This window comes from Eubacterium sp. ER2 (assembly GCF_000765215.1).
Taxonomy (GTDB): domain Bacteria; phylum Bacillota; class Clostridia; order Lachnospirales; family Lachnospiraceae; genus Claveliimonas; species Claveliimonas intestinigallinarum.
Genome location: NZ_JPJE01000041.1, coordinates 15,103 through 28,416 on the forward strand (window position 1 = coordinate 15,103; position 13,314 = coordinate 28,416).

Consider the following 13,314-nt stretch of genomic DNA (forward strand, 5'->3'; position numbering starts at 1 on the left):
ATTCAATTTCAAAAACACCGCCCCTTTCTGGTACAAAAATTATACATCAAATCGGGCGGTGTTTCAACAATATTGTTCATTTATTGTTCACTTTTACTCTTCGATCTCCATCGGCTCTTCCCATATCACTTCCCGGTTCCGCACGATCCTCTCCGGGTTCTCATCCAAAAGCAGCCGGGGACAATAGGCGCCGTAGCGCTCTGCCAGCCGCTCCCGCAGCCAGGTCATGTCCGGGGTGCGCATCCCCGGTCTGTGGGCATCTGAGGCCACTGCAGCCGCCAGCCGGTGCCTCAGGAGAAGATCCGCCGTCCGCTGGATGGAACGCCCAAACCTGCCAAGGACGCTGCCCTTATTTACCTGGATCACCGCTCCCATGCGGTACCACTCGTAGACATGCTGAGGGTGCTGCACAACACATCTGTACCGCTCCGGATGGGCGATCACAGGCACAAACCCGTTCTCCCTTAAGTGCTCCACCGTCCGGTAGACAAGAGACGGAGAGCAGCGGAAGGGAAATTCCACCAGAGGATAGCGGGTTCCGTTCAGTGTCAGCAGGCTCTCCTCCCGGAGCGCTCCGGCCAGCTCCTCCACACGTGTCTCCTCCGCCATGATCTCCATGCCCGCAAGAAGCTGGAGGGAGATCCTGTCCTCCTCCAGCCTCTCATTGATCTCTTTTGTCATCTGCCGGATGCGCCGGGCAAGTCCGGGCTCCTCCCGCAGCCGGGACATGCTGCAGTGGGGCATGGCCACAGTCAGGTATTTCTTGACCTGCTCCATGCCGTCAGAGGAGGTCAGCGTATAGGCCACCTGATAGGTGCCCGGCACCGAGGTATCCAGCACCGTTCCCACCTGCACATCGCCCTGCCGGTCCGTGCCGTCGCTGTCCCGGGCGGACAGGATATAACTGTACGGGTCAAATGCCTCCCCCACAGGGATGGTCACAGAGATAGCCGACAGCTCCAGCTCCGGGTGCTCCACCTCGCCGGATATGACCGCGCTCACCATCGCCTCCGCCATGTCCCCGTACCCGTTGGATACTCTAAACAATATAGTATAATTTTCACCTGAAAGCCAGGTTCTTTTGCATGTGACATTTTCCGTAATGTCCAGGCCAAACCCGTCCCCTGCCCTCAGACGCCCGTCCTCCTGCAGGATACCGATCAGATCCGGCAGCTCCTCCGGCTCCAGCAGGATGGCCGCCTTGCCAAGGCTCTTTACCTCCGCCTTATCCTCGGGAACCCGCCCTCTGTAAAATGCCAGAAGGAACAGAGCCGCCAGCAGAGCCAGGGCCGCCAGACCTACTATGTGCCGCGCATACCTTCTCATCTGCTACACCTCCTGGCCGATATTCCTGTCCCGCTTGCCTCTCCGGCCGCCTTTCTCCTCCCCATAGCCATATCCGTATCTGCCATAGCGATGATAGCCGCCGTAATTTCCGTAGCCGTAGTACCCATAGTACCCGTATCCCGCCTCCCTGACAGGCACCCCGGAAAATACATATCCAAGAAGGCTGCTGCCGCTCTCAGACAGAGAGGTGACGCACTCCAGCACCCGGTATCTCTGGACATAGTCATAGCGGACCACAAAGACAGCCGTATCCGCGTACCGCTCCAGCACAAAGGCGTCCTCAAAGAGCTCGCAGGGCGGAGCGTCCACGATAATATAGTCCATGCACCCTCTCAGCTCCCGCATCAGCTTTTCCATCGTGTCGGAAGCCAGGAGAGAGCCCGGCCTTTTACGGCTCTCGCCTGCCGGCATGTGGTAAATGCCGCTCTCCTCCTCTTTTTTCAGAGCCTGCTTCGTACGGCACACCCCCTCCAGAACATGTCCCAGGCCATAGTCCTCCTGGCCGACAGCTTCCTTTCTGTCCTTTTTCTTTCTCAGATCCCCGTCCAGGAGAAGGACCCTCTGGCCCGTCTCAGCCATGGCATAGGCCAGATTTCTGGCCACAGTGGACTTCCCCTCCCCGGCTGTGGTGCTTGTGATGAGAAGAACCTTTGCCTCCTTCTTCTCCATCTCCCGCGCAATACGGATATAGAGGGAGCGGATCCCCTCCCGATATCCGGACATCCCCCTCTCGTCCAAAATGGAAATCTCCTTTTTCCCCCTTTGCCGGGCTCTCCGGCGCACCTCCGGGAGACTGGAGATGCACTTCAGGCTGGTCACCGCGTCCAGCTCCTCCGTCTTCCGCACAGTCCTCTTGAAAAAGGCGTAGAGCAGGATGAACAGGCAGCCCGCCGCCACCCCGGCCAAGGCCCCTTTCGCCGTCTGCCTCGTGTAGCTGGGGATGTTGTAAGGTTCCTTTGGCAGAGAAGGCGGATCAATAATGTTGAACTGGATATTTCCCAGCACAAATCTGGCCACATCCGGGTACACCTTCATAGCCGACTCCAGAACTGCCCTGGCGTCCTCCGGGCTGGCGCTCACCACCGCCATGGTCACCATGTTGGAATTCTGGATGACGTTGGCGGAAATGCTCCCGTTCACATACTCCGTCCCCATGTCCGCGCAGATGGCATCAGTCAGCAGCTCGCTGCCAAGAATATAGGGAAAGGTGGTGCCAAGCTGTCCCGCCGTAGTCGTGTCGTAGTAGAAATTGTACCCCGCACTCCCCTCCTGCCCGTCAGAGGTGCTTGTCATGACTGTGAAGGTAGCTTCCGACTGATATATAGGCACATAGCCCCGGGAGGAGCGCAGATACATGAAGGCCGCCCCGGCCAGCGCCAGCAGCACAGCCAGGAACCAGAATTTCCTCACGCCCTTCCACACATCCTGCACCAGCATCAGGAGATCTATTTCCATCTCCTCTTCCTGTCTTTTATCTTCCATCCGGCACCTCCTGCGATCCTCTGTAATGTCTGTAGTTACCGTATCTCGACAAAGCGGACAGCCTGTCCCTGTGAAATGCGTTCAGCAGGAAGCCGAGAAATTCGGACTGAATCTGGCGCACTGTGTCGGCCGTGTCGTTCAGGATCCTCACGTCCACCCAGTCCTGTCTGGTCACCACAAGGGCACAGTCTCCGTAGGCCAGGAGAAGCTCCCCGTCGCTGACCTCCGCCAGGGGAGGCGTGTCTATCACGATAAAATCCACCTGCTCCCTGCAGGCCTCCATGAGGCTCTTCATCTTGTCCGACTTCAGGAGTCTGCCCGAGGCGCGCACGGAGGTCTTCTGGAAAATGCAGAAGATCCCGGACTTCTTCTCAAAATTCAAAAGCCCCTTAAAGGTCTTCCCACTCTCCAGCCACTCAGAGAGCTGGATCAATTTTGCGTCCTGCTGGTCAAATACCCGGTACTGGGCCGGCTTTTTCAGATCCCCGTCCACCAGCAGCACCCGCCGCCCCTTTTCCGCAAGGGCAATGGCAAGGTTGGCCGCCACAGAGGATTTCCCTTCATTTTCCCCGATGCTGGTGACGATCAGCACCTTCTGCCCTCTTCGGCGCATGTGCTGCTCGATCCTGGCCGAGGCACGCCTCAGCGCCTCCGCGAACTGCATGCTGACAGCAGGCGACTGAATGAGAAGTGCCTGCTTGCTCCTGTGCAGAGCCTCCTTCCAGGAGTGATACTTCTGCTCAAAGGGGATTTCTCCCAGGATGCGGCCGTCCAGATTTCTCTCCGCGCTCTTTCTCGTCTTCACTGTAAAGCGCATGATGTTAAAAAGGGCAATACACGCCACCACCAGGGCTCCGCCCCCAGCATGCCCAGCCGCTGATAGCGCCGGATATTCTGCACATTGGAGGGGCCGTAGGGGATCTGGGGGCTCTGCACAATCTGCAGGCGGGCATTGGAAAAAAGGTAGTCGGACACGCCCTCATAGTTCCGCAAAGCGGACTGGATCATCTCATAGGCGTCCTGGGGCGTCACGGAGGTCACCTGCAGAGTCACCAGGTTCGTCTCCGAGATCACACTGGCCGTGATCTCTCCTGACACGCTGTCCCGTCCCATGTCCAGGGCGATCTGCTCCCGCAGTACATCGCTCTGGAACACTTCGGTAAACACATCCGCCATCTGGGTGGTGATATTCAGCGAGGAGTAGGCTCCGCCGCTGTTGCCCCGGGCTGTGACGGCAAGGGTGGCGCTGGACGTGTACACTGGCTCGTACAGAAGGCCCAGGACTCCCGCGATGCCAAGATAGGCCGCCACCACGGCCAGGACTACGACCCAGGCATTTCTCACCACATCCCACAGGATACACCAGATGCTGATCTCGTCCAGGCGTATTTCTTTTGTCTCTTCCATCCTGCTTCCTCCTATTCTTCCACGATCACGGTCAGCCACGTATTGCCCTGCCGTCCCTGACTGTCTGCCGCTATGTACTGCACCTCATAGATTCCCGGAGTGGACGCATCCACTGCCGGCTGGGCCTGCACAAGCCCCGGATCCAGGGCATTGCCTTCCCCGTCAGTTAGTCCCGCCACGTAGGAGCCTGCGTCCAGTCCCTCTCCTGTCTTCAGGTACACGATCCCTGCTGTAAGCTGGATATCCAGCTCATTCTGCCAGGACTCCAGCACATGCACAGGGAGAACCGCTGACGACACATCCCCGTAGCTGTTGGACACCTCCACAGTCACTGTGTAGGCTCCCGGCGTCTGGTAGTTGACCGTGCTGTCCGTGATCTTTACATCATTGCTCAGATCCCCGTCCAGCATGTCCGAGGCCCCCACGTGTATGCCTGTGCTGTCCCCGCTCTCCGCTGTAAATACGAGAGGCTCGCTTAAAGAAAACTGTGGCGGCCGGTAGTCTGTAAAATGAGTCTCCCGCTCAAAGGTGGCGGACTGGCTGGCAGAGTCGAACACCACGTAGGTTATGGTACAGACGCCGGGCTCTGTAAAATGGGATCTGCTGCCAATCATGATGCCGCTGGTCAGATCCCCGTCCTCCTCGTCCTGAGCCGTCAGCCCTTCCATCAGCTCCTCCTCCGTAGCGGAGCAGGACACATCCAGCACATTCCTGTCGCTGGAGATGGTTGGGACATGGGGATCCCGCTCCCGCCACTCCTTTACCCGGGACGCACCGTACACGCCCAGGGCGCCTATGAAAATGATGATCACTGCCAGTCTGAGATATCTCATTTGCCACTCTCCTATATCATCTGTCTGCAATTACGTACCAGTATGTACCCTATTTCCTGTATCCATCAGAAGGCCTGGAGAAATTCCTCCACTTCCTCCTCTGTCACCTCTGCCATATGTCCCTCCTGCACCTTGTAGATTCGGCTGCACATGGAAAACACGCTGGGCCGGTGGGCCGCCACGATGACAGTCCTGTGGGGCTCTCTGCGGATGATCCTGCGCAGTACCCGCCGCTCTGTGGCCACGTCCAGGGCGCTGGTCGCCTCGTCCAGGATCATCACCGGCGCGTCGGCCAGCAGTGCCCTGGCAATGGAGAGCCTCTGCTTCTGTCCCTCCGAGAACCGGTTTCCCCTCTCTCTCACCTCTGTGTCCATGCCCTTCTCCAGCCTTTCCACAAACTCCCAGGCACAGGCCGCCTCCAGGGCAGACCGGATCTCCTCGTCCGTGGCCTCCGGCTTCACCATCCGCATGTTGTCCGCAATGGTGCCGGTAAACAGGGTATTCCCCTGAGGAATGTAACTGAACAGGCACCGGGTGGAGGAGGACGCCCGCAGCATCCGGCCCCCCGGATTGCCCACACGCACCTGACCCCTCTGAGGGTGATAAAGTCCCAGAAGCAGGTTCAGGGTAGTCGTCTTTCCCTGGCCGGAGGGGCCGATGAGAGCCACGATCTCTCCCGGGCGAGCCTGGAAACGGGCGTCCCGGTAAACCCATTTCTCCTCCTCATAGGCAAAATCCACGTCCTCCATCTCCACAAAGACGCCCTTCCGGCGGCTCTCCCGCCGGATCTCCTCCGCCTCCTCTTTATCCTCCATGGAGTCTCTGGGAAGGCTGGTGATCTCCATGATCCGCTCCGCGCTGATGCCGGAGCGGATGACCATGGGGAGCAGTCCCAGGATACCGCTGAAAGATCCTCGCAGCGAGCCTGCCATGGACACGAACATGGTCATGGTACCGTAGCTGATCTGCCTCTGCCAGAGCCGGAAGGCGGCAAACCCGTAGCAGGCGTACCCCACTGCCTGTCCCACAAGGGAAGTGGCAATGGTCATAGTCTGCTGAAACTTATTCTGATCCAGGGCGATCCTGACAGACTCATCCTGTATTTTGTGAAATTTCTCCGTCACCCGCTCCACCATGCCGAAGGCCTTGATGAACTGCATGTTCTGGAAGGTCTCCTGGTCAAAGACCGTCCGGTCGCTGGCCACATTCTGGTTCTCCCGCTGAAAATCCCGCATCTTCCTCGCCGAATACCTGGAGGTGAGGAAAGAAATGGGCGCTCCCATGAGGGCAATGAGAGCCATCCATGGATCGTTCTGCACGACAATGATGAAGGCTCCTCCAAAGCTGATAACCGTTGTCACCACATTGGGCAGGAAGGTGAGGATGGTGTTGGCTACCATGCCCGCGTCCCCGTTGACCCGGTACAGTAGGTCGCCGGACCGGTACCTTGTGCCAGGGACTCCCAGTTGGTCTGGAGCACCTGCTCATAGATATCCGCCCGGATCTCGTTCGTCACCTTCAGCCGCACCTTCAGGGACAGCCTGGACTTCACCGCATTGATGAAGATCTGCCCCACGCCCACACCCACGTAGGTGCAGGCCACCCGAATAATCTCCATGGAGTTCACCCCTGTAATAGCATCCACCAGATCCTTGCTGACCACGGAAGTCCCAAGGCTCAGCACCGACCCTGAGGCCCCCAGCAGGATATAGATCCCGATCATGAGCCAGTAGCGGCGCACATAGACATACATCCAGAGGATCTCCCCCATAAGCTGCTGCAGCCTTCCCTCTTTAATTCTCTGAATGATATGCTTTATACCACCCACAAGTACTCTCCATCCTCTCCATATGGAAAAATCCCGATCCTATATTCTGCATCTTCGTTGAACACAGGAACGAGATTATATGATGCCAGGGGCAAAATATCCGAGCCCACATGAGCTTGCTCATAGTGGGTGAATGATCTTGGGCCCCGCCCCGATATGAGCATAAAAGTGGGATGTATATCCCGCGATATGCGAATATTGGGTAGGATTGCGAAAGTGCGCAGCACAGAACAATCCACAGGCATCGTATTTGGGATCCCAACACCATTTTATTTTTCCGAAAAATTATAACCCAGGCTCAAAGCGCCCTGCCAAACACCGTCCTCTCCACCAGCTCCACGGCCCCCTCATCCGGCCGGCAGGAGAGTTCGTAGACGGGCAGTGCTGACAAAAGATGATCCAGCGTCTCCAGGCACAGCTCCATGCCACCCTCCAGCCAGCGCGGGTAAAAGACGCTCTCAGAGACCGCAGTTACCTTCTCAAACCCGGTCAGCTCCCGGATGGAATTCTCCGGAGCCTGCTTTAGGACGATCAACGCCTCTACCGGAACATTGGTGTTCTCACAGTAGGGAGAAGAGCCGTGCCAGGGCGTGCCCCAGCCGAGGAATGTCTCCTCGGTCTCCTGAACAAAGACCACGTCTCCATTGATGATCAGCGCATCCCGGTATCTGTTCCACAGCTCCGCCTGGGTGGTCTTGCCGATGCCAGAGGGGCCAAGAAACATGAGACCTCTCCCCTGGTGATCGATAAGTGAACTGTGGAGGTAGATGATATGTCGCTGGACAGCGTGAGTGTAGAAAAACTGACAAAGAAAGCTATTCAAATTATCTTGATGCTCTAAAGGCAATATCGCCGCTGTTTTCCATATTTTATCAATAACCATGACATCATTATTCTTACGGATAATCTGTCCTAAATCCATCTTTATTTCATATGCTTCAAGACCATGAAACACTATCTCTTTTGAAAGTAAATATATTCTAAACTCACTTTCTTTTCTACTTTCTTTAAACTTGTCCCATTGACTGCCTCTCTGTTTTCCTTGTATTTGCAATAGAATATTAATTATAGAGAATACATCCAAACAATACTATCCTCCTATGATTGTCGCACATCCCAACTGTGCTGCCGTTAGGGCAAACGTTGCTCTTTTTACTTGCCCAGCTTGACTTTGATCTGCATTCCACGAATTAAAATAATAATTCAAATGTCCATCCGAAAAGGCCCTTCGTGCTATGTCTTCATCGTCCTCTACTCCATAAAATGGGGAGTTAGGATCATCGGTATACCAACCATTGTTCCCTGTTATTCCCCCAGTATAACTATATTGCAATATTCAAGTTGCTCTACCTCTCCTAAATATTATACACTCGCAAAATTTCCTCTTCTATTACCAATTATCCCATATTTTGGCCGTTTGTCCCAATTTTTTCAATATTTATGTTTTATTTTTATGGTGACCTAATCTCTATATAAATATAGATTTTCAGGCAACAAAAAAAGGAAAGCAGTACACGCAGCTGCTTTCCTTTATCTATCTAATATCTATCTAATCTACATATTTTTTACACTCCCCTTGCGGGATCACTCTGCCGAATAGTACTCTCCGTATCCTTTTTTGCCGTAGTTTTTCCCATAGTATTTCGTATAATATCCTCTCTGCTTTTTGCGATCCACCTTTGTCAAAACCACTCCCAGAATGGAACAGCCTGTCGCTTCCAGCTTGGTCTTGACCTCCTGAGCCATACGGTATTTTGTCTTTGCGGACTCCACTATAAGAATCGCTCCGTCGCTCTGTCTGGCCACAATGGCCGCGTCAATCACCAGTCCAAGAGGCGGTGTATCTATGATAATATAGTCGTAAATCTTTCTAAAGCTTTCCAGCATCCCGGAAAATCTGGAGCTTGAAAGAAGCTCTGTGGGATTCGGCACAAGGGGACCCGCCAGGAGCAGATGGAGCTTCGGAACATTGGTGGCCACCACCGCGTCAGCTATATTACACTGACCTGACAGGAAATGGGAAAGCCCCTTATCCGCACCGCTGACCTGCAGTCTGGATACCATCACAGATTTCCTCATGTCCGCGTCAATGAGGAGCACGTTCTTGTTCAGCTCCGCGAAGGAGGCCGCAAGGGCGATAGCGTTCCTGGTCTTTCCCTCACCGGGAAGACCACTTGTAAACAGAATGACCTGCTTGTCATCCCCGCAAAACTGTACATTAGTGCGCAGCGTCTTTATCTCTTCCCGTGTAGCGTATGTAAATTCTGGTAATTCAATGGTTATTCTTCTCATTTTCTTCTCCTGTCACGCAAAATTTTCTCCGGATTTTCTTCAAAAATCTTCCGGGCATAATCCTGTCCGCACTTTTTGGCCACATACCTGGCACATTTTCCCAGATTTGGCCTTCGCCCTCTCTCGTCATGGGCATCAGAAGCTATAAAGCTGACCAGATCCGCTTCTATGAGATTTTTACAGAAGCTCTTCGTACGAACTCCCCTCTTGCCCAAGACCGCAGACGCGTTTACCTGAATAGAGGCTCCCAGCTCAGCCAGCTCTCTGACTCTCCGGCTGTCCCTGTAGCAGCACTCATATCGCTCCACATGAGCAATGATCGGCTTCCATCCCTGGGAGCGCAGCTCATATATATAATTCCTGACAGTCTGATACACATCATCCGGCGCAAACTCCACAAGTACATAGGATGACTCTGCCATGGACGGCCTTCCCCCCTCAGCGAGAAGATGAATCATCTCCGGACATCTGTAGAACTCACAACCGAGATACAGTCTGATTCTTCTCCTACGGGCCATCTCCCGGAGTCCTCCATGAAACCGCTGTATACGCTCCATAGATGTCTCGAAGATCTCCGGATGAAAATGGGGAGTCACTATGATCCTCTCCACTCCCTCCTCCTTCATCAGATCCAGAAGCCTGCCTGCACCTTTTATCGTGTCAGGTCCATCATCCACGCCCGGCAGAAGATGGCAGTGTATATCTGTCAGATGCATGTTTCCAGTCCTTTCCGTCGTTGTATGGAAAACCCAAAGTGCCCTCTTACAGAACAAAAACTCTCCCAGGAGCCTTACTCCATGGAAGAGTTTTTATCTTTCCGTTCTATCGTTCCATAGATCTCTTCTTCATTCCACAGGCCGCTGTCACCGCAAGAAGTCCCAGAAGAGCAACAGCTGCCGCTGACTGTGCACTTGTCTTTGGAGAAGCAGTTCCTCCTGTCACGGTAGTCTTGTCTACCACAAAAGCTACCGGAGAAAGGGAGGAAAATGTGCCCGTCATTGTACCCTCGCCCATTGTAGTAGGAATCTTCTCCCACTCGCTTCCTGTGTAGTGAAGAATCATTCCTTTCGTGCTGACTGTAACGCCGTTCACCTGAAATGTGATGGTGACAGGGAACTTCACCTGAGACGCATCACCCACTATTTTCACATCCACAATGTCCACAACCATCATGTTCTCATTATAATCCGATCCCATAGCTGCCCGGAGTCCCTCCGCTGTGCGGAGCTGCGCTGCAACATCCGCATACTCATTAGGAAGCTCTGTCACTTCGAGCATACCACTGATGTCATTTCCATCCGCATCCACAGCCCTTGAGATACCGCCGACTACAAAGTCCGAACCTGACGGGCTCGGCGCGGCAAACGCTGTCATGCCAAGACACATTACCATTGCCATCACGGCTGCTGCTGTTTTTAAGAATTTTGTTTTCATTTTATTCCCTCCTATATTTTTAGCCTTATAATACGTACATTTCCATTTCCTACTACGTTCAAAATTATACCACATTATTTTTCAATAAAAAACTCTTTTATGATCAAATCCTGAATTTTTTCTGCATCTGTGATATAAAGAGCCCGGCCATCCTGCTCTGTCACCTCTCCGGGAACCGTCTGCGTCTCCTCCTGGAAGGTATATCCCGCGATCTGGGTGAGCTCGTCTGCGGTGAGATTGGTAGTCATGTAGGGCTCCAACTGCTGATAGAGGTCTGTCAGCTCCTGTGTACTGAAGCCGCCTCCCGCCAGCATGGACAGAAGCGCCCGCATAAACTGAGACTGCCTCTCCATCCTCTGCTGGTTACTGTCCAGCGTCTCCGTATCCCGGCTCCTCACATATTGTTCCGCTTGCTCTCCATTAAGGACAAGGGAAGCCCCCTTCTGGAAAGCCGGATCAATCCATGTATAGTCCTCCGGCACGGTGATGGGAATCCCTCCCGCCGCATCCACAGCGACTTTGATGCCATCCAGCGTCAAGGCGAGATAGCTGTCAATGTCAATGCCTCCCAGCAGCTCTTCTGTCTTCTCCACAGTCAGGCGGCAGCTCCTCCCTCCGCCATCCCCGAAGGCATACTGCAGGCAGAGCTGGCCCTCTGCAGTCATTACCTTGCTTCCATTCTCGTCATAGACATCGATGTCCACCGCTGAATCCCTGGATATCTGCAGGATCTTCGCAGTCTGCTCTTTCTTATTTAAAATAAGCAGATTCAGGCTGTCCGCCTGTCCCGCATCTCCTGTCTGCTCCCCCACCTGGGCTGTGGACTCCCTGTCCACTCCCATCAGAAGCAGGGCCTGTACGTTCTGGTCTCTCCTGTACTCTTTCCCCTTGTAGGTGATATACCGCCCTCCCGATCCTTCGGAGGCCTCGCTGTCCGTCTCCACCGCATCAGGTTGGCGTATGAACGCCGTGTACACCACAGCTCCCACCAGGATCAGGCACAGAACTCCCAGAAGTACCAGTATACTATTTTTATGTTTCATCTGTCAGCACCGCCTCCACAAGAAATCTGTGATGATCCTCTCCGGCTATACATGTGCTAAGCGTCAGGAGCTTGTCCTGAGCCGTCACCTCCACATTTTCTGCGAACTGGCTCCGCAGATCAGAAGACGCGAACACAGAGTCCAGAAATTCCTGTCTCTGGCCCTCTTCTGTAAAGTTATAGGACAGGGGAATCAGCCTGTCATCGTAGACCACTGCCGCGAAGATTCGATAGGTAAATATATGCTCCTCCGTATATACTGTAACATTCTGATGGGAATAGAGATACTCCTCGTCCATATAGTTCAGCAGATCGTGGAACATGACCGGATTCGAATCACTCATCCGGTGTCCGTAGACAACTGTATTGTAGTCCTCAAAATTCTTCTGGTTGTAGGTCTGGGTAAAGATCGCCCCCTGAGCCGCCTCTGTCCCCTCCCACGTATGGTCAAGGTAATAGGTATTGTCCTGTCTGTTCTGCACAATAGGGTAATCTATATTCGTCCCATCTATGCGGATCCAGGCGTACACATCCGGATTCGTCGCCTGGAGAGAGGCAAAATCTACAGGGATCTCCACCTCATCTGTATCTGACGACTCTTCCGGGAGTTTCTCTGTCTGCGCCTGCTGCTGTGCCTTTTCATTAGCCTGTCTGCCCTTGGCCTCGTCCATATAAAACCGTACAAGCCAGGCAGCGCACCCGACAGCGACAAGAATAAACACAACGGCCAGGATGGTCCTTACGTGTTTTTTCATGACGCCTTGCGCCTCTTCTCAACAGGCATGACTGCCAGCGTATTGATATTCAGATACTTACGCACATCCTCCTCTGTCTGGATCGTATCGTTCATCATAAACTGTACAAAGATCACAAGGCAGGTGAGAAATGCGCCAGCCACGCCGCCAAGCAGCGTATTTTTCATCAGATTAGGGCTGGACGGAGCCGAGGGAGCTACCGCCTGCTCCGCAACATTCGGTTCATCTGTATTCATAATATCCGCGATCTGACTGGCCATGATATCCGCATAGGCATTGGCTATGTCTGCAGCCCGCTGGGGATCAGGATCTGTAGCCGTCATCTTCAGAAGATGGGTCTCTGAGGGATTGGAAGTGGAAAGTCTGGCCGCAAGGCTCTCATAGGACTCATCCAGTCCCACCTCATCGATCACCGCCTCTACCACCGGACGGGTTTTTGCAATCTCTGCGAAGTCGCTGGTCAGCTCTGTGCCGATCTGCAGATCTGTCACCGATGTAATGCTGGTTGTATTCGAAAGTATATAAATGGTTGCGCTGGCGGAATACTGAGGCGTAATGAAAAGCTTCGTATACCCGCCCACAAGGGCTGCCCCTGCCACCAGGCAGATGAGGATCAACCAGATCTTTCTCAGCAGTACGTGAAAAAGCTCGAGCAGATCGATCTCCATCTCCTCCTGTTTAGTACTCTGTGTTAATTCATCCATATTTTCCCATCCTTGTTCAGTCTGTATCACTTCTTATTGTTCTCCACATTCTGCACTTTATCCGTATGTGGAGACTGTTTCCTATTCATAATACATCCACGCTCGTTTATTGTCAATTGTTAACCGGCAGAACTTCCCTCTTCTTCCCCAGTCCCGCTTCTGGCCACGTGATTAAATGCCATGCAAAAAA

The 13,314-nt window shown here is 53.8% G+C and carries 14 protein-coding genes; all 14 read right to left on the bottom strand.

Annotated elements, in window-relative coordinates:
- Positions 1-93: 93 nt before the first annotated feature.
- Positions 94-1,326 carry a CpsB/CapC family capsule biosynthesis tyrosine phosphatase gene (locus tag NI21_RS0113615; RefSeq protein ID WP_033126757.1) on the bottom strand — a complete coding sequence of 411 codons (1,233 nt, stop codon included), beginning with the start codon at positions 1,324-1,326 and terminating at the stop codon, positions 94-96.
- A gap of 3 nt (positions 1,327-1,329) precedes the next feature.
- A complete protein-coding gene (locus NI21_RS0113620; RefSeq protein WP_033126758.1) occupies positions 1,330-2,829 on the bottom strand; it encodes a polysaccharide biosynthesis tyrosine autokinase in 1,500 nt (499 codons plus the stop codon).
- The gene (locus tag NI21_RS0113625; protein ID WP_147581207.1) at positions 2,819-3,676 is read right to left on the bottom strand and encodes a CpsD/CapB family tyrosine-protein kinase; all 858 of its coding nucleotides are present in this window, start codon (positions 3,674-3,676) and stop codon (positions 2,819-2,821) included. The genes NI21_RS0113620 and NI21_RS0113625 overlap by 11 nt, the downstream gene beginning before the upstream one ends.
- Positions 3,631-4,236, bottom strand: coding sequence for a Wzz/FepE/Etk N-terminal domain-containing protein (locus NI21_RS0113630; RefSeq protein WP_033126760.1), 606 nt, complete (start codon positions 4,234-4,236; stop codon positions 3,631-3,633). Before NI21_RS0113630 ends, NI21_RS0113625 begins: the two co-directional genes overlap by 46 nt.
- Before the next feature lie 11 nt (positions 4,237-4,247).
- Positions 4,248-5,069 carry an immunoglobulin-like domain-containing protein gene (locus tag NI21_RS0113635; RefSeq protein ID WP_033126761.1) on the bottom strand — a complete coding sequence of 274 codons (822 nt, stop codon included), beginning with the start codon at positions 5,067-5,069 and terminating at the stop codon, positions 4,248-4,250.
- A 65-nt stretch (positions 5,070-5,134) separates the two neighbouring features.
- The gene (locus tag NI21_RS15925) at positions 5,135-6,469 is read right to left on the bottom strand and encodes an ABC transporter ATP-binding protein (protein WP_052084129.1); all 1,335 of its coding nucleotides are present in this window, start codon (positions 6,467-6,469) and stop codon (positions 5,135-5,137) included.
- Entirely contained in the window at positions 6,463-6,897 is a 435-nt protein-coding gene (locus NI21_RS16915; protein WP_052084130.1) for an ABC transporter transmembrane domain-containing protein, read from the bottom strand. Before NI21_RS16915 ends, NI21_RS15925 begins: the two co-directional genes overlap by 7 nt.
- Before the next feature lie 298 nt (positions 6,898-7,195).
- Positions 7,196-7,621: a hypothetical protein gene (locus NI21_RS16800; RefSeq protein ID WP_147581208.1), complete on the bottom strand. Its 426-nt coding sequence runs from the start codon at positions 7,619-7,621 to the stop codon at positions 7,196-7,198.
- 860 nt (positions 7,622-8,481) lie between these two features.
- Positions 8,482-9,189 (bottom strand): CpsD/CapB family tyrosine-protein kinase, encoded by a 708-nt coding sequence (locus NI21_RS0113650; RefSeq protein WP_033126763.1) that lies wholly within the window; start codon positions 9,187-9,189, stop codon positions 8,482-8,484.
- Positions 9,186-9,905 (bottom strand): CpsB/CapC family capsule biosynthesis tyrosine phosphatase, encoded by a 720-nt coding sequence (locus NI21_RS0113655; protein ID WP_033126764.1) that lies wholly within the window; start codon positions 9,903-9,905, stop codon positions 9,186-9,188. The genes NI21_RS0113650 and NI21_RS0113655 overlap by 4 nt, the downstream gene beginning before the upstream one ends.
- Before the next feature lie 106 nt (positions 9,906-10,011).
- The gene (locus NI21_RS0113660; RefSeq protein WP_033126765.1) at positions 10,012-10,623 is read right to left on the bottom strand and encodes a hypothetical protein; all 612 of its coding nucleotides are present in this window, start codon (positions 10,621-10,623) and stop codon (positions 10,012-10,014) included.
- Positions 10,624-10,697: 74 nt separating this feature from the next.
- Entirely contained in the window at positions 10,698-11,666 is a 969-nt protein-coding gene (locus NI21_RS0113665; RefSeq protein ID WP_033126766.1) for an LCP family protein, read from the bottom strand.
- The gene (gene srtB / locus NI21_RS0113670) at positions 11,656-12,420 is read right to left on the bottom strand and encodes a class B sortase (RefSeq protein ID WP_033126767.1); all 765 of its coding nucleotides are present in this window, start codon (positions 12,418-12,420) and stop codon (positions 11,656-11,658) included. Before srtB ends, NI21_RS0113665 begins: the two co-directional genes overlap by 11 nt.
- Complete coding sequence (locus tag NI21_RS0113675; RefSeq protein ID WP_033126768.1) at positions 12,417-13,124, bottom strand: YveK family protein; 708 nt, start codon at positions 13,122-13,124, stop codon at positions 12,417-12,419. The genes srtB and NI21_RS0113675 overlap by 4 nt, the downstream gene beginning before the upstream one ends.
- Positions 13,125-13,314 lie beyond the last annotated feature (190 nt).